Source organism: Paractinoplanes lichenicola, from assembly GCF_016785085.1.
In the GTDB taxonomy this organism is placed as follows: Bacteria; Actinomycetota; Actinomycetes; order Mycobacteriales; family Micromonosporaceae; genus Actinoplanes; species Actinoplanes lichenicola.
Genome location: NZ_JAENHO010000026.1, coordinates 14,693 through 36,755 on the forward strand (window position 1 = coordinate 14,693; position 22,063 = coordinate 36,755).

The following is a 22,063-nucleotide window of genomic DNA, read 5'->3' on the forward strand; positions in this document are numbered from 1 at the left end:
TTCATCCCCCCGGCGCTCGAAAGGTCCGCCATGAAGAGAAAACGTCTGCTGACGCTGCTCGGCGCGCTCGTGCTGGGCGTGGTCGGCGCGGTGGTGCCCATGACGGCATCCCAAGCGGCCGCCGCGTGCGTGACCCCCTACAACAACAGTGCCGTCTACACGGGTGGCATGACCGCGTCCTACAACGGCCGCAACTGGACCGCCAAGTGGTGGACCCAGGGCGAGGCGCCGAGCACCGGTGGCTCGAACGTGTGGCAGGACAACGGCGCCTGCGACGGCAACAGCGGTGGCGGTGGCGGCGGCACTACGAACTGCAACTATCCCAACTGGGTCGCCGGGCAGTATTACGCCGCGGGTGCGATCGTCCGCTACACCAACGGGCAGTTTTACCAGGCCAGCCACGAGAACCCGGGCTACGACCCGGTGATCAGCACCTGGTACTGGTCGCCTTACAACTGCACCGGCGGGGGCGGCGGCAACAACGGTGGCGGGGGCGGCGGGTTCGTCGTCAGCGAGGCCCAGTTCAACTCGATGTTCCCGGGGCGGAACAGCTTCTACACGTACGCGGGTCTGACCGACGCCATGAAGAAGTTCCCCGCCTTCGCCACGTCGGGCAGTGACACCGTCAAGAAGCAGGAGGCCGCGGCCTTCCTCGCCAACGTCGGGCACGAGACGGGCGGGCTCGTCTACATCGACGAGATCAACCAGGCGAACTGGCCGCACTACTGCGACACCTCACAGCCGTACGGGTGCCCGGCCGGTCAGTCGGCGTACCACGGTCGCGGCCCGATCCAGCTGAGCTGGAACTTCAACTACTACGCGGCGGGCAACGCACTCGGCGTCGACCTGCTCAACAACCCGAACCTGGTCGCCACCAACTCGTCGATCTCGTGGCAGACCGGCCTCTGGTACTGGATGACCGGCACCGGTGCCGCGGGCACCACCTCGCACAACGCGATGGTCAACGGCAACGGCTTCGGCACGACGATCCGCGCCATCAACAGCATCGAGTGCAACGGCGGCAACCCAGGCCAGGTGCAGAGCCGGATCAGCCTCTACACGCGGTTCGCCGGCATCCTCGGCGTCCCCACGGGTGGCAACCTCTCCTGCTGACCCACCCACTCTCCTGCTGACCCACCCACCGATCGACGGCGCCGCCGGGAGTTCCCTGCCCCCGGCGGCGCCGCCCTCACTCAGCCGCCGCCCGGATCGTCTCGAGGTTGGCCGAGCCCTCAAGCAGCAACCACGGCTCGCTCGCCCGGATCTGCTCCGCCGCCGGCCGCGCCACGAACCGCGCCCACTCGGCCTCGAGCTCCTCGATCCGGGGGAGCGCGCCCTCCTCGCCCGAGAGCCGGCGCACCGGCTGGTCGACGGCGAGCAGCCGCAGCACGTGCCGCAGCGGGCGGGCGCCGATCACCCACAGCCGCATCGGCATGCCCCCGAAGCCGAAGCCGTGCACGACGCGGAACATGGCGCCGCCGGGCAGCGCGGCCGCGTGCAGGACCGGCTCGCGGTACGTGTTGCGTTCGGCGATCTCCAGGCCCGCCGTACGAAGGGTCTTCTCCACCCGATCGGCGGCCGAGGTGTCCGCCCCGCGCAGTGCGTAGACGCCCGGACCCATCGATGACTTCCGGAAGAACTGAGTCCACGGTCCGTTGTTCATCCGGGGATTCTGCAAGATCGACTCTTGTTGCTGCCTGTCGGCCGGTATCGGGGTTTTAGGGGTATTTGAGGCCGGTTCGGTGTTCGCTGGATGAGGCGGGAACTTCGGATCGGGAGCCTGGTGTGACGGTGGACAACAACAGTGGACGCGTGTGGCGTCTGCTCACCGACCGGCGGGTCGGCACGAAGATCATGCTCGCCGTCGTCGCGGTCACGTTGTTCAGCGTGATCGACGGGATGGTCGCGCTGCGCAGCCTCGGGGAGACCAACAATCAGGTCGGCGCGGGCTATCAGCACAGCCTGGAGCTCGAGACCGTGGGCAACCTGCGGTCGGCCGTGAACCGTACGTGGTTGGCCGTCAACGACTACCTGCTGGCCGTCGACGAGGCCGGGCGAACCAAGGCGAAGACGGCCCTGACCACGGCCGAGCAGCAGGTCGAGGAGTACGCCGGGGCGTTCGCAAAATTCTCGGTGAGCGGCGAGATGCGGACCACCGAGGACGCCTTCAAGACGGCCTGGACCGCGTACGTGGAAGTGCTCGACGCCCGCATCCTGACCAGCGCCGCCCTGCGCGACCGGACGGCGCTGCAGGCCGCCCGCATCGGGCCGCTGGCCGAGGCCATGAACGACGTGCGGACGCCGATGACCGGCCTGGCCGACCTCACCGTACGGGCCGCGGCCGCGCAGCAGCACCTCGCCGAAAGCCGCTACCAGTCGACGAAATGGCTGGTCATCGTCATCCTCATCGGCGGTGGCCTGCTCGGCATCGCGCTCGCGCTGGGCATCACCCGGCTGATCGTGCGGCCGCTGGCCCAATGCGTGAGCGCCCTCGAGCGGGTCGGGACAGGCGACCTCACCGTACGGGTCAAGGTCGGCAGCTCCGACGAGGTGGGGCGGATGGCACAGACGCTCAACCACACCGCGGCGGCGATGGCCGGAACCGTGGGCCGGGTGCATTCGAACTCCGACCTGCTGGCCTCCGCCTCCGAGCAGTTGTCGGCGGTGTCGGCCCAGCTGGCCGCCTCCGCCGAGGAGACGTCGGCCCAGGTCAGTACGGTCTCCGATTCGGCCGGTCAGGTCTCGGCGGGCGTGCAGGCGGTGGCGGCCGGCGCCGACGAGATGGGCGTGTCAATCCGGGAGATCTCGAACAGCGCGAACGAGGCCGCCGGGGTGGCCGCCGAAGCCGCCCGCACCGCCGAGTCGACGAACACCAGCGTGGCCCGGCTCGGCGAGGCGTCGGCCCAGATCGGTACGGTCGTCGCGCTGATCACGTCGATCGCCGAGCAGACGAACCTGCTCGCCCTGAACGCGACGATCGAGGCGGCCCGCGCGGGCGAGGCCGGCAAGGGGTTCGCGGTGGTCGCGGCCGAGGTCAAGGATCTGGCCCAGGAGACGGCCCGGGCCACCCAGGAGATCACCTCGCAGGTGAGCGCCATCCAGGACGAGACCGGCAACGCGGTCAACGCGATCCAGCAGATCGCCGAGGTCATCGGCACGATCAACGATTACGCCACGACAATCGCCGCGGCCGTCGAGGAGCAGACGGCCACGACGGCGGAGATCGCCCGCAGCGTGGGCCAGGCGGCGGCCGGCTCGACCAGCATCGCCGAGAACATCACCGGCGTCGCGCAGGCGGCCCACCAGGTGACGTCGGGCGCCACCGAGACCCAGCAGACCGCCTCCGAACTGGCCCGCACGGCCGCCGACCTGCAGAGCACGGTGTCGACGTACCGCCTGTGAGTCAGGTGAAGACGTGGACGAGGCCGATCACGATCGCTACCCCGACTGCGACTTTGAGCAGCCAGAAGGCGTGATCTAGCAGGAGTCGCAGCACCGGGACAGCGGTGGTCAGCACTGCGGCGAGGGTTAGGGCGCAGGCCGCCGAGTAGACGGTCAGCGCGGTGCGGGAGGCGTCCGGGGCGGGGTCCGCGCCGGAGGTGGCCGCGAAGACGACCAGAGCGATCACGAACATCAAGCACCGAGCAATATCCCGACGCGGATCGGGGCGGCGCCTGCGGACGTCAGACGGAAGAGTTCGGCCGGCTGTCAGTCGAGAGACCATAGGGTTCATCTCGGACCCCCCTGAACTTCAATGAACTTCTGTGAAGTAAGGCTACGTCGGGTGCAGTTCGTGAATCGCCGTTCAATCACCTTCTCGGCACAGTCTGAATGGCGAGTGCGTCCGTATAGCGTGCGCATCCGGCGTACCCCTAAACTTCTGCGGCACTCCCTGAAGTTCAGTGAAGGGTGGGAAATGCAGCCGGCAGAACGGCCCGAGACTCGTTTGGCGCGACGCTTACGTGCGCTCCGGTATCAGCAGTGGCCCAACTTGAAGGTCACGCAGCAGCAGGTCGCGGAGGCACTGGGCCGCGGTACGCCGCTGAGTCTGTCGCTGATCTCGTCGTGGGAGTCCACCCGTAAGCCGGTCGTGCCGCCGGCGAACCGTTTGGCCCAGTACGCGCTTTTCTTCGCGACCCGGCGCACCATCGAGTCGAATCCCGCTCGTCTGCTGGAGGAGCACGAGCTCACCGAGGACGAGCGAACCGCTCGCGACGTCATGCATGCCGATCTGCTCAGCTTGCGTTCGTTCGGGGATCCGGTGCTGGATGAGCCCGACACGTGGCCGCAGCGGCTCATGAGCGCCGGTGCGGTCGGCGACGCCCTCAGCGGTGGAACGTGGTTCTTTCCGGATCAGCGACCGATCATCATCGTCAGCGGCAGCATGTCGCCGCGGCTGCGCAGCCTGATGCCGTACGCGGACCTCAAGAATCCGGATTACGTGCGCTCCTACTCCTTGGCCGACCTGGATGCGCTCATCGAACTGCACGGGCACATCCGGGCGGTGAATCCGGCGGCCGAGGTCCGCATTCTGCGGTCGGAAGAGATGAACGAAGACGACTTCACCGCGCATCTTGTGCTCCTGGGCGGAGGAGATTTCAACTCCGTGAACCGGGACATCACGCGTCGGCTCGAATTGGCGGTCCGTCAACAGCTGCGACCGAGCGAGAAAGATACGGGCTTCTTTTCGACGGCAGATGGGACTACCTTCAAGCCCGTGCTCGACGACACGAACGGTAGCCTCATCGAGGACGTCGCGCACTTCTACCGAGGCAGGAACCCCTATAATTCCCGCCGCACCGTCACGCTCTGCAACGGGCAATACGCGCGCGGAACCTACGGCGCCGTTCGCGCGTTGACCGACGTGAGGTTTCGCGATCGGAATGAAGAATTCATTCAGCAGCGTTTCCGGAACGCACAGGCATTCAGCATCCTGATGAGGGTTCGGATCATCCCGAACGGAGCCGTGTTGACTCCCGACTGGACGCAGGCGGAGGACCGGCTGCACGAGTGGCCATCCGACGGTGAGGCGTGAGCGCGGGAGTCCAACGTTGGTCCCACCGGGGCCTGATCTCGGCGGCGGCGCCGCGCGATCTCGGCGTTCGGGTCGACGCGATCATCGTGCCGAGCGGCCGGCACGAGGCGGCTCTGCGCGAGGCCGCCCGCTTGGCCTCAGAGTTGGAGTGCCTCTTGCTGGTCCTCTCCAGCAAGAGTTCGCGGGCCCGCCGGGTCGCCGACTCTCTGGGCGGCGTCGACGCCGAAGTCATCGCCGTCGACTTCCCTCGCGAGCCGATCGCCCGCCTGCCGGCGCTCGAAACCTCGACGATCCTCAACAATTCGCGGCTGCGGCGGCGAACCGATACGAGTGCCAAACGAAACCTGGGCTTGGTGGTGGCCCGCATGGCCGGATGGGATCGCGTCGTCTTCCTCGACGACGACATCCTGGTGCCGGACGCGAACGACCTGCTGCGTGCGGCCGCCCTGCTCGACACATGCGACGCGGTCGGCCTGCGGGTCGGTGGTTTCCCCGACAACTCGGTGGTCTGCCACGCCAACCGTGACACCGGCGCCGAACAGGACACGTTCGTCGGCGGCGGCGCGATGGCGGTGGCGACGGACCGGATCGACTCCTTCTTCCCCGAGATCTACAACGAGGACTGGTTCTTCCTCACCGACGACACGACGCTGCGGCCGGTGGGACAGACTGGTATCGCCTTGCAAAAGGACTACGACCCCTACGCCAACCCTGACCGGGCCCGCGACGAGGAGTTCGGCGACGTCCTGGCCGAGGGTTTGTTCGCGCTGTTCGATGACGGCGGCAAGATCGGCGACGCGACCGAGGACTACTGGCGAGAATTCCTGGCCGCGCGACTGAGCCTGATCACCGAAATCAAGGCCCGCTGCCGGCCCGAGTCCGCCCTCGACCAGCAGATGCGTGCCTCGCTGACCGCCGCCGGCGGGCGCTTGCAATTCATCACGCCGCGAGACTGCATGGTCTACATCGGAGCCTGGCAGCGCGATCGGGAGAGATGGCGGCGCTTTGTGCGCAAGCTGCGGACGGCGGGGGGACGGCCGGGCCAGGAGATCTGGACGGTGATCGACCGGCTCGGGCTGACTCCGAACGCCATGTCGGCGGGGCGACGCCGAATGTCAACTGCGACAGCGTGAACGGCGCGGCGCCCATGAGCGAGCGCCGCGCAATCGTCTCATTGCAGCCATCCGGCCACCGTTTCGAAAGCAAGCTTCGCCGACAGGTAGAGCAGCAATAGTAACGAGGCGGCGACCACCGTCAGGACAATTTTTAAGAAGTATTTGGCGACGAGGGCGACAATGCCGGCGAAGGTAAGCAATGCGCCATAAGAATAGACCATCAATTCTATCCTCGAGCCATCGTTTCCGGGCGTCGCGGCAGTGGTGGTGAGCAGGGTCAGTAGGGCGAGTGCGACAAGGGCCACCGATCTCTTTCGCATGGATTTCTCTCTCGTTCGTGCTGGTTGACGGCTTCGTAGGCAGCTTACGAGCCTGCCGAGGCATTTAGGCCGCCACATTTTCGGGGCTCGCGGGTTAAGCGGACGACTTGACATCAGCTCCGCTGCACTTATCTGCACTGAATTCCTGGCCGCGGCGTTGTCGCGCTCCTTATGGATCACGCCCGATGCGTGCGTGACGCGGTGCGCGGACTTCAGTGCGTATTCCGCTGATGCAGTTCCGGGGCGTCAAGCCGTTCAGCCGGATGTTCAGATGGCGTTGTCTTGATCTAGGGCTCGACCCGGTTTGGCAATGTGAACTGAAGGCGCCGGGTCAGTCCGCGGGGGTCCGGGTCGCCAGTGACGGTGCCAGCAGGGCGACGGCGAGTGCCAGCGGGAGCAAGGTGAGCAGGGCCGGGCCCAGGCCGGTGGTGTGGGCCAGCCAGCCCAGGCCCAGTGGGCCGAAGATGCTGGCGCTGTAGCCGACCGCGGTCATTCCCGCGACCGCGGATGACGTGGCCGCGTTGCCGGCTGCGCTCAACGCGGCCGGGAACACCCAGCAGATGCCGACGCCCCAGCCCAGGGCGCCGATGAAGGCCCACGAGCCGGTGTCGGCGAAGACCACCAGGGTGATGCTGAGGCCGGCCGCGATCGCGCCGGAGCGGACGACGCCGGGGGCGCCGGCGTGGCGGTGGGGGCGTTCGGCGAAGAGGCGCCCGGCGGCCATGGCCGAGACGAACAGGGTGTAGCCGAGGGCGGCGCCGGTGTGGGACAGCCCGCGTTCCTGGTTGAGGAAGACGGCAAGCCAGTCGCCGGCCGCGCCCTCGACTATCGCGCCGCAGAAGATCAGGGTGCCGATGGGTAGGAGGCGGCGTAGCGGCCATCGTGGGTGGGGGCGGGATTCGTCGGGGCGGCTGTCCTTGGCGTCGCCGAAGGTGCGCAGGCTGAGCGCGCACAGCACGGCCGTGAGCACGCCGACCGTGGCCAGGTGGGGCAGCAGCGGGACGGCGAACCGGGCCGCGGCCAGGCCCAGCCCGGCGCCGGCCATGCTGCCGACGCTCCACCAGCCGTGGAAGCGGCTCATCAGGTGCTTGTCGAGCCGGCTTTCGACCGCGTGGCCCTGCACGTTCATGCCAGCGTCCCAGGCGCCGCTGCCCAGACCCATGACCAGCAGCGTCATGGCCAGGGCGGGCGCCGAGCGGCTGAGCGCGATCGCGGGCAGGGCGGCCAGCGTGACGGCGAACCCGAAGATCAGGACCCGGCGGCTGCCGAAACGGTCGCAGGCCGCGCCGGTGAGCAGCATCGCGGTCAGGGTGCCGAGGCCGAGCATCAGCAGCGCGGCGCCGAAGCGTACGAAATCGGCTTGGGTCTGCTCGAGAACCGGGGGCAGCCGCGACATCCAGGACGCCTGCGTCGCCCCGCTGAGGGCGAACACCAGACTGACGCCTCGAGCGGCCCGCACAAGTCACCCCCGTCGATGACTGTAACGGGGGTGACTACAACTCGCTGATCAGGCGAGCGCGCAGGGTAGTGCTAGCGGGCCGAGACCTCGTCGAGGGCGGCGAGCTCGTCGGCCGCCAGGTTGAGGGTGGCCGAGGCGATCAGTGCGGGGAGTTGCTCGGTCGAGCGGGCGCTGGCGATCGGGGCCGCGACGTTCTTGCGCGTACGCAACCAGGCGAGCGCGACCGTGGCCGGCTCGACGCCGTGGGTGGCGGCGATGTCGGTGAGCACCTTGACCACGGCCAGGCCGTCCTCGGTCAGATATTGCTTGGCGCCGCCGCCGCGGGGACCGCTGGCCAGGTCGGCCTCGGTGCGGTATTTGCCGGTCAGGAAGCCTGCGGCCAGGGCGTAGTACGGCAGCACGGCCAGGCCCTCGGCCTCGGCGACGGGGGCGATGTCACGCTCGTACGCGGTCCGCTCGACCAGGTTGTAGTGCGGCTGCACGGCCACGGGCAGCGCGAAACCGTTGCGGCGGGCGATCTCGAACCACTCGCGGATGCGCGCGGCGCTGTAGTTGGAGACGCCGATCGCCCGTACCTTGCCCGCCTTGACCAGGGCGTCGAACGCGCCGGCGGTCTCCTCGAGCGGGGTGTTGGCGTCGTCGTAGTGCGCGTAATAGAGGTCGATGTAGTCGGTCCGGAGCCGGCTCAGCGACGCGTCGGCCGCCGCCGCCACGTTGGCCGCGGCCAGGCCCTGGAACTGCGGGTGGGTGCTGACCTTGGTGGCCAGGACGACCCGGTCGCGGTGGCCGCGGGCGGCGAACCACGAGCCGATGATCGTCTCGGACTCGCCGCCCGAGTTGCCCGGCACCCAGGCCGAATAGCCGTCCGCGGTGTCGACGAAGTTGCCGCCGGCCTCGACGAACGCGTCGAGAACCCGGTGCGACGTGGCCTCGTCGCTGGTCCAGCCGAAGACGTTGCCGCCGAGGTTGAGCGGGAAAACCTCGATGCCGCTGCTGCCCAGAGTGCTCATGGTCGTCCTTTCCGAACCTGATCTTGTCTGACCATTCAAGTACCCTGAACCGGGAAAGATGTGCCTGCCGGTCCCAGGATCGGCGGAGTGATGGTTGAGCCGCCGGAAAAGGCGAATGCTCAGGTCATGACGACTTTCACGATGGCCGGCGGCCTCACCGTCGAACGAATGGGTTACGGCGCCATGCAGCTCGCGGGGCCCGGTGTCTTCGGCCCGCCCAAGGACCGCGCCGAGGCGATCACCGTGCTGCGGACAGCCGTGGAGTCGGGGGTCAACCACATCGACACGGCCGACTTCTACGGGCCGCACATCACCAATCAGATCATCCGAGAAGCCCTTTCCCCGTACGGGGAACAGCTCTTGATCGTCACGAAGGTGGGTGCGGTCCGGGACGACAAGGGCGGCTGGGTGCACGCGCGCGAACCCGGCCAGCTGCGCGACCAGGTGCACGACAACCTGCGCAACCTCGGGGTCGACGCCCTCGACGTGGTGAACCTGCGGGTCGGCGGGGGCGCGGACGGGCACTCGCCGGTGCCGGGGTCGATCGCCGACAAGTTCGGCGCGCTGGCCGACATGCGCCGCGAGGGGCTGATCAAGCATCTGGGCGTGAGCGTGGTGGACGCCGAGCAGGTCGCCGAGGCGCAGTCGATCGCTCCGGTCGTCACGGTGCAGAACTGGTACAACGTCGCGCACCGGGGTGACGAGAAGCTGATCGCCACGCTGGGTGAGCAGGGCATCTCGTACGTTCCGTTCTGGCCGCTGGGCGGGTTCACCCCGCTGCAGTCGGGCACGCTCGACGAGGTGGCGGCCCGGATCGGCGCGAGCCGGCAGGCGGTGGCGCTGGCCTGGCTGCTGCATCAGGCCCCGAACATCCTGCTCATCCCGGGCACGTCGTCGGTCGCCCACCTGCGCGAGAACCTCGCCGCGGGCGAGCTGACCCTCGATCAGGAGGCGCTGGACACCCTGGCCGGTGTGTCGGTGCCGGACTGAAGCAGGCGCAGGGCGTTGCGGTCGGGGGAGCCGGCCGGGGCGGTGTAGACGAACATCGTCTGCTCGGCGTCGCCCGGCATGGCCAGGGCCTGATAGGTGATGGTGAGCTCGCCGACGATCGGGTGGTGGAAGCGCTTGGTGCCGCTCGTGCGGGCCAGCACCTGATGGTCGGCCCACCAGCGGCGGAACTCCTCGCTGCGCACCGACAGCTCGCCGACCAGCGCGGAGAGCTCCGGGTCGTCGGGGTGCCGGCCGGCGTCGACCCGCAGCGTGGCCACCGTCTCGGCGGCGATGACGGCCCAGTCGGGGTGCAGGTCGCGGGCGTTCTCGTCGAGGAAGATGAACCGGGCGTAGTTGCGCTCGCGGGCCGGTAAAGCGTTGAAGTCGCAGATCAGCGCGCGGGCGGCGTGGTTGATGGCGAGCACGTCCATCCGGCGGCCCACGATGAAGGCTGGCGCGCCGGCCTCGTCGAGCGTCTCGAGCAACTGATACGTCGCCGGGGCCACCCGCTGGGGACGGCGCGGCGGGCGACGGCGGGCCTCCCGGGGCCGCGCGAGGTCGACCAGGTGGGCCCGCTCGGTGTCGTCGAGGCGCAGCGCGCGGGCGATCGCGTCGAGCACCGCCTCGGACGGGTTGAGGTTGCGGCCCTGCTCGAGGCGTACGTAGTAGTCGACGCTCACGCCGGCCAGCGCGGCCAGCTCCTCGCGCCGCAACCCGGGCACGCGGCGGGCGCCGGCCGTGTCACCCAGGCCGAACTCCTCGGGCCGCAGGCGGGCGCGGCGCGAGCGGAGGAACTCCTTGAGGTCCGCGTTGTGGGTCACGCCTCCCAGTATCGACGCCGCCGGACGCCTGTCGAAGGACCAACCTGGTACTGCCGTTCCTAGGCTGAGCCGGGCCTGTTCGGGCAGCTCACCGGGCCTTGCCGGCGGGTCTGATGGAGAGGACTTCGAGACGAGAGAGGTTCTCCCATGAGCACGATCCGTTCCGCCCAGGTCGCCGAGCCGGGCGCCGCGTTCCGCATCGTCGAGTCGGACCGTCCCGAGCCCGGCCGCGGCCAGGTGCGTGTCGCCGTCGAGGCCTGCGGGGTCTGCCGCACCGACGCGGCCTTCGTCAACGCCGCCTTCCCGGTGTCGTTCCCGCTGGTCACCGGGCATGAGATCGCCGGCCGGGTGGACGCTGTGGGCGCGGACGTCGAGGGTTGGCGCACCGGTGACCGGGTGGCGGTCGGCTGGTTCGGCGGCCACTGCGGCGTCTGCGACCCCTGCCGTTCGGGTGACTTCATCCATTGTGTACGCCTGCAGGTGCCGGGCTGGGCCTACCCGGGTGGCTACGCCGACGCGCTCGTCGTGCCCGCGAACGCCCTGGCCCGCATCCCCGACACGATCACCGCGGTCAAGGCGGCGCCGATGGGGTGTGCCGGCGTCGCCACCTTCACCTCGTTGCGCTCCAGCGCCGCCCGCCCCGGCGACCTGGTCGCGGTGCTCGGCCTCGGCGGGCTCGGCCACCTGGGGGTGCAGTTCGCGGCCAAGCTCGGCTTCGAGACGGTGGCGATCGCCCGCGGCGAGGCCCGGGAAGCCGACGCGCGGGCACTCGGCGCGCACCACTACATCGACAGCGCGACCGGTGACGTGGCCAACCGGCTGCAGGAGCTCGGAGGGGCCTCGGTCGTGCTGGCCACGGCGGGCAGCTCGGCCGCGATGACCGCCGCCCTCGACGGGCTCGCCCCGAACGGCCAGCTCGTGGTCGTCGGCGCGGACCCGGCCCCGATCGAGGTGAGCCCGTTCCAGATCATCTCGACCAGCCGTACGATTCACGGCCACCCGTCCGGCACGGCGCGCGATGTCGAGGAGACGCTGCGGTTCGCCGCGCTGACCGGCATCCGGCCACGGACGGAGACGATGCCGCTGACCGACGTGCAGGCCGCGTACGACCGGATGCTGGCCGGCGACGCGCGCTACCGCGTGGTGCTCACCCCTTAGGGCGTCACCAGGCGACGACGCCCTGCGTGGCCGGCTGCAGGGTGCCGACCTGCAGCGACTTCATGGTGATGTTGCTCTTCTCGGGCGCCGGGAAGCCGATCAGCTTGGCCGCCGGGCCGTCGGTCGAGGCCTGCAGGTTGAACGAGAGGCTGTTGCCGGCGCCGCAGGTCGCGTCGCCCTTGTCGCACGGCACCCACTTGATGCCCTGGAAGGCGCTGCTGCCGGCCTTGAGCATGATCGGGACGGCCGCGCCGGGCTGGTCGACGTCCTTGGCCGGCACGTCGACGACCTCGTCGGCGGCGTTGCGCAGCGAGATGGCGGCGCGGCCGTTCACGCCGCAGTCCGAGTCGGACTTGTTGGTGACGGCGACCAGCCCCCGCTGCGCTCCGTCGTCCCGGGCGGGCTGCAGGGTGATCTCGACCGACACGTCGTCGTTGGTGCAGGGCGCGCCGGGGGCACGCGTCGAGGCGGCGGGCGAGGCAGCCGCCGACTGGGTGGCGGCCACCGGTTCGCCCGGGGTGGATGCCGCCTCGCTGGTGCCGTTGGCGCAAGCCTGCATGCCGAGTGTGAGACCCGCGGCCACCGCGCCGAGCGTGAAGATCCGGAAAGAACGCTTTTCCATGACTTGCTCCTCATTCGTCGGTCTTGCGTGTCCACCTCCACATTGCCCGACAAGATCGAGAGCATGCCCGCCGCGCGCCCGAGTGGCATGAAATTAGGAGAATCCGGCTAGCGGTCGATCACCGTACGGGTGTCGGCGCCCGGCTGGGTGATCAGTTGCGGGACGTCGCTGTGGGGCACGCCGTGCAGGTCGAGGCCGTTGCGGGCCAGCTCGAACGACGTGCCGATCGAGCTGCCGTACGCGATGCCCTGATAAAAACCGGCCGCGAACCGGATGGCCGACTTGTCGAGCACCCCGCCGCGCATGCCGATGACACAGGGCACATGCCGGGCGATCGCCGACGCCTGGGCCTCGGTGAAGCACGCGTTCAGCACCACGCAGTCGATGCCCCTGGCGAGGATCTCGAACAGCCGGCTCAGCGCGTCCGGCGGGACGGACCGGGCCAGGCCACGGTCGTCGGTGACCTGAATACCCCGTACGGGATCGCCGTGGCCGCTGAAGTGAACGACCGCCGGCCGGTGCCGCAGCAGGGCGTATTGCAGATCCTCCAGCCGTACGGCGGTGGCCGCGCGCACCTCCAGCAGGTGACTCGCCTGCGCGTCGGCGACGGCGCGATCGATCGCCCGGTGCTCCTCGTCCAGCCGCAGCGGCTGGGTCGTGACCGGGTTGGCGCTCATCATCAGGATCACCCGGCGTTCTGCGGGCGGCGACGACGCGGGGCCCGGATTGACGACGTACTTGTTGCCGCCGTTGAGAACGTCGCCGACCTGCTTGTTGCCGAAGATGACATCGCCCATGGCCTGTTCTGACGGACGTGGCCGGCAGAGCTGGGCACTCATGTCCCCGCTTTGCCGGACGTGTCCGGCAAAGCGGGGCACTCATATCCCCGTTCTGACGGACGTGTCCGTCAGAGCTGAGCATGAGTGCTAGATACGGAAGAGTCGAGATCCGGATCAGCCAGCGGGTGCTGTGGATCGGCGCGCGTGGCATTCCGGTGCCGGGCATCACCGAGTTCGAGGCGGTGCGGGCCCGGTGGAACCGCCGCGGCATGATCTTCGACTTCCTGCGCCGGGCTGGTGCCTGGGCGGGGCTCGGCGTGGTCGCACTGGTGTTGCTGGGCTGCGTCGGCAACGCCGTCCCGGGCTGGGTCAGCGCAGCCTGCGTTCTCGTCGTGCTGTCGGTGATCGCGTTCCAGATCTACCACCTGGCCCGCCGGGTCATGGCCCCCGATCTCTGGGCGCTCACGATCTCGGCCGGGGTGACCAAGGCGGCCGTGGTCAGCGAGAACCGAGGCCAGGTCTACAACCTGAGCGCCCAGCTCGCCGCCGCGATCAACGACCCGGCCGTGGACTATCGCCTGCAGATCCAGGGCGACATCGTCTTCGGCGACAAGCAGGTCGGCGACCGCCTCGAGGGCGGCGACAAATACGTCTTCGGGGGCTGACGTGCAGGCCCTCGGCGATGCCCTCACGAGCCTGATCCTGAGCGTCGTCTCGGCGCTGCTCGTCCCGACCGTGCTGCTGCTGATCCTGCGCCGGCTGATGCCCGTGCTGGGCGACCCCCTCTGGCGCGCCTACTGCCGGCTGCTCACCTGGCTGGTCGTTCAGCCGGTGCGGCTGATCCGGCTGCTGATCCGCGAGGCGATCGGCCGCCGAGGACGCCGGCGGCCCTGAGCCCGCGCTCGAGCATGGCCGTCACGAACATCAGCAGGAACGCCCAGAAGTTGATCGTGTCGGCGAAGATCGCGCCGATCAGGGTGGCCACGAGCTGCGTAATGAAGGTCGTCAGGTTGCCCAGCACCACCTCGCCCGGCACCGGGGTGCGGCCCTCGCTGAGCTCGGGATGCCGCCGGGCGTACGCGGAAAGCAGGGTGAGGGCAGCACTCGACAGGGCCAAGGTGCCGCCGTAGATGGCCACGGTGCCCGGCGACGGCTCGTACGCGGTGATCAAGGCGGTCGGGATCGGCAGGAACACGATCGCGAGCGTCCACAATGCGCTCAGGAAGACCAGCCGCGGCCGGACCAGCGACAGGTGCTGGAAGATCCGGTGATGGGCCCACCAGATCCGGAAGATCACGCTGAAGCTGAGCAGGAACGCGCCGAACTCCAGGCGGTGCTCGCGCAGCAGCGTGCCGAGCCCGGGATGATCCTCGGAGAGCTCGGTGATGACGTCGAGCAGCGGCAGGACGAGCAGGGTCAACGCGATGGCGGCGACCGCGTCGGTGAAGAAGACGAGCCGTTCCGAGCTGGTCACCTCGCGAGGGGCGTTCACGCAGGCAGTATTCCGCGTTCTTAACGCGTTGCGGGAGCCCCTGAGATCGACCTGCCGTGGTTCTCGTTTCATGGGCTGTGCTCAATGCGGCAACGGGCCTCCGGGCAGGACCACGGCCACGCCGACCGCGGCGGCGCTCAGCAGGGTCAGCACCGGGCCTCGGCGCAGGGCGAGCATGAGCACGAGGGCGCCGGCCAGCACGCCGAGTTGCCAGGGCTCGGTCAGGGCCAGGGTCAGCGGCACCGCCGAGCCCAGGATGGCCCCGATCGCGCCCGGCCCGGCGCCGTCCAGGAAGGCGCGAATCCGTACGTCGGAGCGCAGCCGATCAAAGCGGTGGGCGCCCAGCAGGATGAAGGCGAACGAGGGCCCGAAAGCCACCACCGCCGCCAGCAACGCACCGGCGAGACCGGCTGCGGCGTAGCCGACCACCGCGACGGTGTGGACGACCGGGCCCGGCGTGATCTGGCCCAGGGCGACGGCGTTGAGGAACTCGGCGTCGGTCATCCAGTGGTAGTGGTCGACGGCGTCGGCCTGCATCAGCGGGATGATGACGAACCCACCCCCGTACGACAGGGCGCCCACCTTGAGGGCCACCCAGGCGACGCTGCCGGCCAGCCCGGCTGAGGCGATCAGCGGGAGCGCGCTGAGCGGCGGCCGGGTGGCGGGCACTCGCTGGAAGACGGTCTCGGCCACGCCGCAGGCGATCAGCAGCAGCACCAGCCAGGGCCCGATCGTGGCCGCGCCGACCGCGCCCAGCAGCAAGTACGCCACCCAGCGGCGACGGCTCGGCGCTCGCTGCCAGCCCGGCCCGATCAGGCTCCACCCGGCCTGCACGGCGACCGCAGCCACCGCGGCTCCGGCTCCGGCCCCGGCGGCCTTGACCCACAGCGGCGGGTCGCCCAGAAACAACATGGCCAGAACCAGGATCGCGATCAGGCCGGGCAGGATGAAGGCGAGCCCGCCGACCACGGCGCCGAGCCGACCCCGTACGCGCCAGGCAGTGAAGATCGCCAACTGGGTGGACGCGGGGCCCGGCAGCAGGTTGCAGGCCGCGATGGCGTCCTCGAACTCTTGCGCGTCCAGCCACTCGCGGTCGTCCACGCAGAGCTTGCGGAGCAGCGCGATGTGCGCGGGTGGCCCGCCGAACCCGACGCAACCGATTCGCCCCCACTCGCGCAGGACGGTGCCCAGCCCGACGGTCATGAGCGCACCGTGTGCGTCAGGAAGCCGATCCGCTCCTCGAGTTCGTCGGCGACCGCGTCGAACAGTGACGGTTCGCGGGCCGGGTCGGGAACGCTCCAGTGCCGGGCGCCCGGATAGCCGGGGCAGACCTCGCGCACCTTGTCGCACAGCGTGATGACCCGGTCGAAGCCCTGCCCGGCGAACTCGTCGAGGTGCTTGGACCGGGCCCGGCCCAGGTCCAGCCCGCGCGCGGCCATGACCTCGACGGCCCTGGGGTGGATGGGCTTGGGATGGCTTCCCGCGCTGAACGCCTCGAAACCGGCCCGCCGGGCCAGCGCCTCGGCCATCTGCGAGCGCGAGCTGTTACCCGTACAGAGAAATAGCACCCGTACGCCGTGTGACGACGGCACCGGCGGCGACACCCACCGTAAACCCGGATGCAGTGACCCGGCGGCCTCGGCCAGCAGTCGCCCGCACCGAGCGAGGTCGAGCCGGTAATACGTGTCGCGGCCGTCGGCGAGGCTGCGCCGGCCCTCCACAAGGGACGCCTTGCGCAGCTGGGCCAGGTGATACGAGACCAGGTTCTGCGGCTGCGCGACCTGCGCCGTCAGCTCCTGCACCCGCAGATCACCCTCGGCCAGGGCGGTCAGCAAGCGCCAGCGCAGCGGATGCCCCGCGGCCCGAAACACCTCCGGCTCCATGCCGGCACGATATATCAAATTGGTTTGATGGGCTTGTCGGAGAGGCCCCGTGAACCGCATCCCCGCAGTGATCGCCACGCTGGTCACGGCCGGCGCCGCCGCGGTCAACGGCTGGTCCGTCGGGCTGACCCTCCCGGCCGGCACCACCGTCAGCAACTCCTGGAATGTGAACCGCACCGGCACAGCGTTCAGCAACGTCGCCTACAACGGGCAGATCCCGGCGGGCGGCTACGTCGAGTTCGGCTTCCAAGCCACCGGTTCCCCCGGCAGCCTGACCCCGACCTGCACCACTGCCTGACGCGCGAACGCCGCCGCCCCCGGCTTGGCTCAGGCGGCGGCGTTCCCCTGCTGCAGGATCCGGATCGCGTTCCCCGACGGGTCGCGAATTCCCATGTCGGTGCCGTAGAAGTGGTCGGCCGGCTCCTGCGTGAAGTCGGTGAAACCCCGGCTCTTGAGGCTCTCGTACAGGCCCCGGACGTCGTCGGTGTTGAGGACGAGCCCGTTGAGCGCACCCTTGGCGACCAGCTCGCGCAGCTGCTCGGCCGTCGCCTCGTCGTGCAGCGGCGGGCCGGGCTGCTCGAGCGAGATCTCGGTGCCCCCGCCCGGCACGCGCACGGTCAGCCAGCGATAGTCGCCCTGCTGCACGTCGTTGCCCTTCTCGAGCCCGAGCAGACCGACGTAGAACTCCAGCGCCTCATCCTTGTCGAGCACGAAGATCGAGGTGACGTTCAGCTTCGTAATCATGCTGCTCAGGCTAGAGAAGCCACCCGCACGCCGCCTTATCCAAAACTGCTCGATCGTGGCCGGGTGTGGGCCCGCTGAACACAATGCGGCATCACGACCACCCCGTGCTCCCGCCGATACGCCGAGGGCGACACCCCCACGATCCCCCGAAACGTGCGGCTGAAGGTGCCCAGGCTGGTGAACCCGGTATCCGAGCAGATCTCGGTGACGCTGCGCCCGCTCTCCCGCAACAGAAACATCGCGCGTTCGATCCGCCGCCGCTGCAGATACCGATGCGGAGTCTCCCCGAACACGCCCCGAAAACACCGGCTGAAATGCGCAGTCGACATGAAGACCCCGGCCGCGATCCCCCGCACCTCCAGCGGCCCGGCATAGCCCCGATCGATGGCGTCCCGAGCCCGCAGCATCCGCCGATTGAGCTCCTCGACCTCCCGGCTCACCCCCCGATGCTAAAACCGCCCGGGTCACCCGTGACACCCGCACATCCCGCCGTTCCGGCCTGGTTGGTTGTCCGTCAGGAAGAGGGGAGGAAAACGACAAAAGATCAGGAGTACTTCTCGTGACCACACCTCGAAACTTCGGCTCGCACGGAGCCGCGAATGTCCAGCCAGGAGTGCCGAGGCCGGAGCGCCGGGCCGGCGTCCACCGCCTGCTCACCGTCGTGTTTTCGGCGGCCGCGTTGCTGCTCGCCATCGTCGCGGTGGGGTTGTCCTGGCTGTCGTACGCCCGCTCGGGTGAAGCTCTCAACCGGGCGGCGACCGCGGTGCCGGCTCAGACTTCGGCCGCTCCGACGCCGACCGCCCCCGAGGTGACCGACCCTCCGGTGCCTCCGGACGAGACCGATGAGCCGACGGCCGATCCGCCCGGGGCGGATCCCTCGATCGACGTGCCGACCGAATACAAGCCCGCCTATACAGGGCAGTCGCTCGAACTGTCGATCGGGTGCAACAGCAGCATCCCCGTCGACCTGGACGAGCCGCGAGTGCGCGGCGCCGGCCCCGACCTCGTCTACTCGCTTGCCTGCGGGAGCAACGTGGGCACCATCGCCCTGGACTCGGACGCCCAGGCCAGCGAGGTGACCTCGTCCTCGATTCCGCCGGACGAGTGCGCCGATCGCATCCGGACCAGTCCGCTGTCTCCTGAGGGGTCGGCGGTACGGCAAGGTCGCGTCTATTGCGTGATGACCTCGCCCGGTCCTGCGGCGGAGAGCGCGAAGATGGCCGTGGTCAAGATCAACGCGATTACTGGGGACGGCTCGGTCGTGCTCAGGGTGACGGCGTGGGACATCCCGAAGTGAGACTCCGGATGAGTTGACTTCTACAAGTGAATAAAAGAAGGTAAGGCTCAGCGTAGTTAGGGTTGGCTTACCTGAGGAGTTCGATGACGGCCATCTACCTGATCGGGCTCCGGGAAGGTCTGGAGATCACCCTGGTGGTCTCCATCCTCATTGCGTTCCTGGTCAAGTCCGACCGTAAGCCCCTGCTCAAGTGGGTCTGGGCCGGTGTTGTCGTCGCGGCGGGGCTGAGTGTCGGGTTTGCCGCGTTGCTCCAGTTCGGCGTCGCCCGGCTCGAATACAGGCATCAGGAGCTCTTCGAGGCCATTGCGTCGATCGTCGCCGTCACCTTCGTGACCTGGATGATCTTCTGGATGCGGCGGATGGCCCGGCAGATGGGCTCCGAGCTGCGCGGCCGCCTGGAAGACGCGATCAAGGTCGGGCCGCTGGCCATCGTCGGGGTGGCGTTCCTCGCCGTCGTACGCGAGGGGCTCGAGACCTCGATCCTGTTCTACGCCGCCGCGCAGGGGACTGCCGACAGCGCGCGTCCGCTCATCGGCATCTCGCTCGGGCTGCTGACCGCGATCGTGCTCGGGTGGCTGCTCTACCTCAGCGCCCTGCGGATCAACCTGACCAAGTTCTTCACCTGGACCGGCGCGCTGCTCGTGCTCGTCGCGGCCGGGATTCTCAAGTACGGGGTGCACGACCTGCAGGAGGCCGGCGTCCTGCCGGGGCTCAACACCACCGCGTTCGACATCAGCGGCAGCTGGCCGCCGGGGGCGTGGTACGCCGAGCTGCTGCGCGGCATGGTCAATTTCACCCCGGCGCCGACGGTTCTCGAGATCATCGCCTGGCTCGCCTACGGGATCCCCGTACTCGTGATCTTCCTCTGGCCGCACCGGCCGACCCAGCCCGCCCGTACGCAAGAACCTGCACTGAGCAAATAGGAGAACCATGCGCACCCCTCGACTGCTCGCCCTCGTCGCGGCCGCCGCGGCGACCGTCCCGCTCGCTGCCTGTGGTGGAGACGGTGACGACTCGGCTTCCGGCGCCAGCGACAAGATCACCGTCGACGCCTCGGACACCGAGTGCAAGGTGGCCGCGTCCGAGTCGGCGGCCGGCACCGTCACGTTCGCGATCGCCAACAAGGGCAACAAGGTCACCGAGTTCTACGTCTACGCCCCCGGCGACCGGGTCATGGGCGAGGTCGAGAACATCGCGCCCGGCCTGTCCCGCGAGCTCATCGTCGAGCTGGCCTCGGGCACGTACGAGACCGCCTGCAAGCCGGGCATGATCGGCAAGGGCATCCGGAACGCGTTTCAGGTCTCCGGCTCGGCCCCGGCGCTGACCGAGGACGCCAAGCTGGCCCAGGCGACCAAGGACTACCAGCGGTACGTCAAGAGCCAGACCGGCGCGCTGATCGAGCAGACGACCGCCTTCGTCACCGCGGTCAAGGCGGGCGACATCGAGAAGGCCAAGACCCTGTTCCCGATCGCCCGCACCTACTGGGAGCGGATCGAGCCGGTGGCGGAGAGCTTCGGCGACCTCGACCCCAAGATCGACGCGCGCGAGGCCGACCTCGAGGCGGGTCAGGAGTGGACCGGCTTCCACAAGATCGAGAAGGACCTGTGGGTGGCCAAGGACGTCAGCAAGTCGGGGCCGACCGCCGACCAGCTGCTCACCGACGTCAAGACGATCGTCGACAAGGCCAACACCGTGACGCTCTCGCCGGTGCAGCTCGCGAACGGGTCGAAGGGCCTGCTCGACGAGGTGGCCACCGGCAAGATCACGGGCGAGGAGGACACGTTCTCGCACACCGACCTGTGGGACTTCGCGGCCAACGTCGAGGGCTCGCAGGCGGCGATCGCGGCCCTGCGCCCGGCCCTCGAGGAAAAGGATGCGGCCCTGGTCAAGACGCTCGACGAGCGGTTCGCGGCGGTGGAGGCGGCGCTCGAGAAGCACCGCGACGGCGACGGCTGGAAGCTGCACAACACGCTCAGCCAGGCCGACCTCAAGACGCTGAGCGACGAGATCAACGCGCTCTCCGAGCCGATCAGCAAGGTCGCCGCGCTGGTCGCCGGCAAGTGAGCTGAGGAGGGCGGACGGGTGCAGCGGCGCAAGGTGATCGGGCTGGCCGGGGCCGCCGCGGTGGGAGCCGCGGGGGCCGGGGCGGTCGCGTGGCGCTCGATGGGTGACGAACCCGCGGCAAACACGCCGGTAAAGGATCAGATCGCGTTCTACGGCGAGCGGCAGGCCGGCATCATCACCCCCGCCCAGGACCGGCTGCACTTCGTCGCGTTCGACGTGATCACCAAGGACCGGGCCGCGCTGGTCGACATGCTGGAGTCGTGGACGGCCGCGGCGGCCCGGATGGCCCAGGGCAAGGAGGCGGGCACCCTGGGCGCGGTCGGCGGCCTGCCCGAGGCGCCGCCCGAGGACACCGGCGAGGCGCTCGGGCTGCCCGCGGCCGATCTGACCCTGACGATCGGCTTCGGGCCCAGCCTGTTCGACTCCCGGTTCGGCCTGCGCGCCAAGAAGCCCGCCGCGCTGGCCGACCTGCCCAAGTTCCCCGGCGACACCCTCGACCCGGCCCTGTCCGGCGGCGACATCTGCGTGCAGGCCTGCGCCAACGATCCGCAGGTGGCGGTGCACGCCATCCGCAACCTGGCCCGGATCGGCATGGGCGTGGTGAGCGTTCGCTGGTCCCAGCTCGGCTTCGGGCGTACGGCGTCCACCTCGACGACGCAGGCCACCCCGCGCAACCTGTTCGGGTTCAAGGACGGCACGGCCAACCTCAAGGCCGAGGAGACGGCGCTGCTCGACGACCACCTGTGGGTCCGCGCCGGCGACGGGCCCGACTGGATGACCGGCGGGTCGTACATGGTGACCCGCAAGATCCGGATGCTGATCGAGCCGTGGGACCGCACGTCGCTGCTCGAGCAGGAGACGATCTTCGGTCGCGACAAGGGCGAGGGTGCCCCACTGACCGGTCAGGGCGAGTTCGACGAGCCCGACTTCGCCGTACGGGGGGACGACGGCGAGCCGGTGATCGCCACGACGGCGCACGTGCGGCTGGCCCACCCGACGCAGAACGACGGCGCCCGGCTGCTGCGCCGCGGCTACAACTTCGTCGACGGCTCGGACGGTCTGGGCCGGCTCGACGCGGGGCTTTTCTTCATCGCGTACCAGCGGGATCCGCGCCGCCAGTTCGTGCCGGTGCAGACGAAGCTGGCCCGGCAGGACGAGCTCAACGAATACATCCGGCACGTGTCGAGCGGGTTGTTCGCCTGCCCGCCGGGGCTGCTCGCGGCGGACGACTTCTGGGGCCGGGCGTTGTTCGCGTGACTCATCAAAAGCACAGG

General features: G+C 69.3%; 26 protein-coding genes. 13 read left to right on the forward strand and 13 right to left on the reverse strand.

Going from position 1 to position 22,063, the window contains the following annotated elements; translation table 11 throughout:
• Positions 1-30 precede the first annotated feature (30 nt).
• Positions 31-1,113, forward strand: a complete 1,083-nt coding sequence (locus JKJ07_RS48185) for a glycoside hydrolase family 19 protein (RefSeq protein WP_203078624.1) — start codon at positions 31-33, stop codon at positions 1,111-1,113.
• A 76-nt stretch (positions 1,114-1,189) separates the two neighbouring features.
• On the opposite strand, the gene JKJ07_RS48190 is transcribed toward JKJ07_RS48185, so the two are convergent.
• On the reverse strand, positions 1,190-1,663 hold the full coding sequence (locus tag JKJ07_RS48190; RefSeq protein WP_203078625.1) for a hypothetical protein: 474 nt from the start codon (positions 1,661-1,663) through the stop codon (positions 1,190-1,192).
• Between the two features lie 149 nt (positions 1,664-1,812).
• On the opposite strand from JKJ07_RS48190, the gene JKJ07_RS48195 reads away from it, so the two are divergent.
• A complete protein-coding gene (locus JKJ07_RS48195) occupies positions 1,813-3,402 on the forward strand; it encodes a methyl-accepting chemotaxis protein (RefSeq protein WP_307834829.1) in 1,590 nt (529 codons plus the stop codon).
• A 1-nt stretch (position 3,403) separates the two neighbouring features.
• On the opposite strand, the gene JKJ07_RS48200 is transcribed toward JKJ07_RS48195, so the two are convergent.
• A complete protein-coding gene (locus JKJ07_RS48200) occupies positions 3,404-3,634 on the reverse strand; it encodes a hypothetical protein (RefSeq protein ID WP_203078626.1) in 231 nt (76 codons plus the stop codon).
• A gap of 357 nt (positions 3,635-3,991) precedes the next feature.
• Between JKJ07_RS48200 and JKJ07_RS48205 the strand changes: the two genes are divergently transcribed.
• A complete protein-coding gene (locus JKJ07_RS48205) occupies positions 3,992-5,035 on the forward strand; it encodes an XRE family transcriptional regulator (RefSeq protein ID WP_203078627.1) in 1,044 nt (347 codons plus the stop codon).
• Positions 5,032-6,168 carry a hypothetical protein gene (locus JKJ07_RS48210; protein ID WP_203078628.1) on the forward strand — a complete coding sequence of 379 codons (1,137 nt, stop codon included), beginning with the start codon at positions 5,032-5,034 and terminating at the stop codon, positions 6,166-6,168. Before JKJ07_RS48205 ends, JKJ07_RS48210 begins: the two co-directional genes overlap by 4 nt.
• A 38-nt stretch (positions 6,169-6,206) precedes the next feature.
• On the opposite strand, the gene JKJ07_RS48215 is transcribed toward JKJ07_RS48210, so the two are convergent.
• The 3 genes from JKJ07_RS48215 to JKJ07_RS48225 form a co-directional block, all read right to left on the reverse strand.
• On the reverse strand, positions 6,207-6,470 hold the full coding sequence (locus JKJ07_RS48215; protein WP_203078629.1) for a hypothetical protein: 264 nt from the start codon (positions 6,468-6,470) through the stop codon (positions 6,207-6,209).
• 331 nt (positions 6,471-6,801) lie between these two features.
• Entirely contained in the window at positions 6,802-7,902 is a 1,101-nt protein-coding gene (locus JKJ07_RS48220) for an MFS transporter (RefSeq protein ID WP_203078630.1), read from the reverse strand.
• A 98-nt stretch (positions 7,903-8,000) separates the two neighbouring features.
• Positions 8,001-8,939 (reverse strand): aldo/keto reductase, encoded by a 939-nt coding sequence (locus JKJ07_RS48225; RefSeq protein WP_203078631.1) that lies wholly within the window; start codon positions 8,937-8,939, stop codon positions 8,001-8,003.
• A gap of 126 nt (positions 8,940-9,065) precedes the next feature.
• Between JKJ07_RS48225 and JKJ07_RS48230 the strand changes: the two genes are divergently transcribed.
• Positions 9,066-9,929 (forward strand): oxidoreductase, encoded by an 864-nt coding sequence (locus JKJ07_RS48230; protein ID WP_203078632.1) that lies wholly within the window; start codon positions 9,066-9,068, stop codon positions 9,927-9,929.
• Here the strand turns inward: JKJ07_RS48230 and JKJ07_RS48235 are convergent.
• Positions 9,884-10,750 carry a helix-turn-helix transcriptional regulator gene (locus JKJ07_RS48235; protein WP_203078633.1) on the reverse strand — a complete coding sequence of 289 codons (867 nt, stop codon included), beginning with the start codon at positions 10,748-10,750 and terminating at the stop codon, positions 9,884-9,886. The genes JKJ07_RS48230 and JKJ07_RS48235 overlap by 46 nt on opposite strands.
• A 147-nt stretch (positions 10,751-10,897) precedes the next feature.
• Here JKJ07_RS48235 and JKJ07_RS48240 point away from each other — a divergent pair, with 147 nt between their 5' ends.
• Entirely contained in the window at positions 10,898-11,908 is a 1,011-nt protein-coding gene (locus JKJ07_RS48240) for an alcohol dehydrogenase catalytic domain-containing protein (RefSeq protein WP_203078634.1), read from the forward strand.
• Positions 11,909-11,912: 4 nt separating this feature from the next.
• On the opposite strand, the gene JKJ07_RS48245 is transcribed toward JKJ07_RS48240, so the two are convergent.
• Together JKJ07_RS48245 and JKJ07_RS48250 are read right to left on the reverse strand one after the other, a co-directional pair.
• Positions 11,913-12,530 carry a DUF4232 domain-containing protein gene (locus JKJ07_RS48245; protein WP_203078635.1) on the reverse strand — a complete coding sequence of 206 codons (618 nt, stop codon included), beginning with the start codon at positions 12,528-12,530 and terminating at the stop codon, positions 11,913-11,915.
• 107 nt (positions 12,531-12,637) lie between these two features.
• Positions 12,638-13,327: a CHAT domain-containing protein gene (locus JKJ07_RS48250; RefSeq protein ID WP_203078636.1), complete on the reverse strand. Its 690-nt coding sequence runs from the start codon at positions 13,325-13,327 to the stop codon at positions 12,638-12,640.
• Between the two features lie 122 nt (positions 13,328-13,449).
• Between JKJ07_RS48250 and JKJ07_RS48255 the strand changes: the two genes are divergently transcribed.
• Positions 13,450-13,974 (forward strand): DUF6232 family protein, encoded by a 525-nt coding sequence (locus tag JKJ07_RS48255; protein WP_203078637.1) that lies wholly within the window; start codon positions 13,450-13,452, stop codon positions 13,972-13,974.
• Position 13,975: 1 nt separating this feature from the next.
• Positions 13,976-14,203, forward strand: coding sequence for a hypothetical protein (locus tag JKJ07_RS48260; RefSeq protein WP_203078638.1), 228 nt, complete (start codon positions 13,976-13,978; stop codon positions 14,201-14,203).
• Here the strand turns inward: JKJ07_RS48260 and JKJ07_RS48265 are convergent.
• The 3 genes from JKJ07_RS48265 to JKJ07_RS48275 form a co-directional block, all read right to left on the reverse strand.
• Entirely contained in the window at positions 14,118-14,801 is a 684-nt protein-coding gene (locus tag JKJ07_RS48265) for a TMEM175 family protein (RefSeq protein ID WP_203078639.1), read from the reverse strand. The two genes, JKJ07_RS48260 and JKJ07_RS48265, sit on opposite strands and share 86 nt — an antisense overlap.
• An 81-nt stretch (positions 14,802-14,882) precedes the next feature.
• Positions 14,883-16,004, reverse strand: a complete 1,122-nt coding sequence (gene chrA / locus JKJ07_RS48270) for a chromate efflux transporter (RefSeq protein ID WP_203078640.1) — start codon at positions 16,002-16,004, stop codon at positions 14,883-14,885.
• Complete coding sequence (locus tag JKJ07_RS48275; RefSeq protein WP_203078641.1) at positions 16,001-16,684, reverse strand: metalloregulator ArsR/SmtB family transcription factor; 684 nt, start codon at positions 16,682-16,684, stop codon at positions 16,001-16,003. The genes chrA and JKJ07_RS48275 overlap by 4 nt, the downstream gene beginning before the upstream one ends.
• Before the next feature lie 49 nt (positions 16,685-16,733).
• Here JKJ07_RS48275 and JKJ07_RS48280 point away from each other — a divergent pair, with 49 nt between their 5' ends.
• Entirely contained in the window at positions 16,734-16,982 is a 249-nt protein-coding gene (locus JKJ07_RS48280) for a cellulose binding domain-containing protein (RefSeq protein ID WP_203078642.1), read from the forward strand.
• A gap of 29 nt (positions 16,983-17,011) precedes the next feature.
• Here the strand turns inward: JKJ07_RS48280 and JKJ07_RS48285 are convergent, their stop codons facing one another.
• On the reverse strand, positions 17,012-17,428 hold the full coding sequence (locus JKJ07_RS48285; RefSeq protein ID WP_203078643.1) for a VOC family protein: 417 nt from the start codon (positions 17,426-17,428) through the stop codon (positions 17,012-17,014).
• A gap of 35 nt (positions 17,429-17,463) precedes the next feature.
• Positions 17,464-17,868, reverse strand: coding sequence for a helix-turn-helix domain-containing protein (locus JKJ07_RS48290; protein ID WP_203078644.1), 405 nt, complete (start codon positions 17,866-17,868; stop codon positions 17,464-17,466).
• 119 nt (positions 17,869-17,987) lie between these two features.
• On the opposite strand from JKJ07_RS48290, the gene JKJ07_RS48295 reads away from it, so the two are divergent.
• The 4 genes from JKJ07_RS48295 (at position 17,988) to efeB (ending at position 22,046) form a co-directional block, all read left to right on the forward strand.
• Positions 17,988-18,725 carry a hypothetical protein gene (locus JKJ07_RS48295; RefSeq protein ID WP_203078645.1) on the forward strand — a complete coding sequence of 246 codons (738 nt, stop codon included), beginning with the start codon at positions 17,988-17,990 and terminating at the stop codon, positions 18,723-18,725.
• 83 nt (positions 18,726-18,808) lie between these two features.
• Complete coding sequence (efeU, locus tag JKJ07_RS48300) at positions 18,809-19,648, forward strand: iron uptake transporter permease EfeU (protein ID WP_203078646.1); 840 nt, start codon at positions 18,809-18,811, stop codon at positions 19,646-19,648.
• A 7-nt stretch (positions 19,649-19,655) separates the two neighbouring features.
• Positions 19,656-20,789 (forward strand): iron uptake system protein EfeO, encoded by a 1,134-nt coding sequence (efeO, locus tag JKJ07_RS48305; protein ID WP_203078647.1) that lies wholly within the window; start codon positions 19,656-19,658, stop codon positions 20,787-20,789.
• 18 nt (positions 20,790-20,807) lie between these two features.
• On the forward strand, positions 20,808-22,046 hold the full coding sequence (gene efeB, locus JKJ07_RS48310; RefSeq protein ID WP_203078648.1) for an iron uptake transporter deferrochelatase/peroxidase subunit: 1,239 nt from the start codon (positions 20,808-20,810) through the stop codon (positions 22,044-22,046).
• Positions 22,047-22,063: the final 17 nt, after the last annotated feature.

Bases quoted from the DNA above. Each gene is read 5' to 3' on its own strand.
- JKJ07_RS48255 (WP_203078637.1), top strand. From the start codon at position 13,450: ATGAGTGCTAGATACGGAAGAGTCGAGATCCGGATCAGCCAGCGGGTG.
- JKJ07_RS48275 (WP_203078641.1), bottom strand. From the start codon at position 16,684: ATGGAGCCGGAGGTGTTTCGGGCCGCGGGGCATCCGCTGCGCTGGCGC.
- JKJ07_RS48225 (WP_203078631.1), bottom strand. From the start codon at position 8,939: ATGAGCACTCTGGGCAGCAGCGGCATCGAGGTTTTCCCGCTCAACCTC.
- JKJ07_RS48245 (WP_203078635.1), bottom strand. From the start codon at position 12,530: ATGGAAAAGCGTTCTTTCCGGATCTTCACGCTCGGCGCGGTGGCCGCG.
- JKJ07_RS48185 (WP_203078624.1), top strand. From the start codon at position 31: ATGAAGAGAAAACGTCTGCTGACGCTGCTCGGCGCGCTCGTGCTGGGC.
- JKJ07_RS48240 (WP_203078634.1), top strand. From the start codon at position 10,898: ATGAGCACGATCCGTTCCGCCCAGGTCGCCGAGCCGGGCGCCGCGTTC.
- JKJ07_RS48250 (WP_203078636.1), bottom strand. From the start codon at position 13,327: ATGGGCGATGTCATCTTCGGCAACAAGCAGGTCGGCGACGTTCTCAAC.
- efeU (WP_203078646.1), top strand. From the start codon at position 18,809: ATGACGGCCATCTACCTGATCGGGCTCCGGGAAGGTCTGGAGATCACC.
- JKJ07_RS48200 (WP_203078626.1), bottom strand. From the start codon at position 3,634: ATGTTCGTGATCGCTCTGGTCGTCTTCGCGGCCACCTCCGGCGCGGAC.
- chrA (WP_203078640.1), bottom strand. From the start codon at position 16,004: ATGACCGTCGGGCTGGGCACCGTCCTGCGCGAGTGGGGGCGAATCGGT.
- JKJ07_RS48215 (WP_203078629.1), bottom strand. From the start codon at position 6,470: ATGCGAAAGAGATCGGTGGCCCTTGTCGCACTCGCCCTACTGACCCTG.
- JKJ07_RS48190 (WP_203078625.1), bottom strand. From the start codon at position 1,663: ATGAACAACGGACCGTGGACTCAGTTCTTCCGGAAGTCATCGATGGGT.
- JKJ07_RS48230 (WP_203078632.1), top strand. From the start codon at position 9,066: ATGACGACTTTCACGATGGCCGGCGGCCTCACCGTCGAACGAATGGGT.
- JKJ07_RS48285 (WP_203078643.1), bottom strand. From the start codon at position 17,428: ATGATTACGAAGCTGAACGTCACCTCGATCTTCGTGCTCGACAAGGAT.
- efeO (WP_203078647.1), top strand. From the start codon at position 19,656: ATGCGCACCCCTCGACTGCTCGCCCTCGTCGCGGCCGCCGCGGCGACC.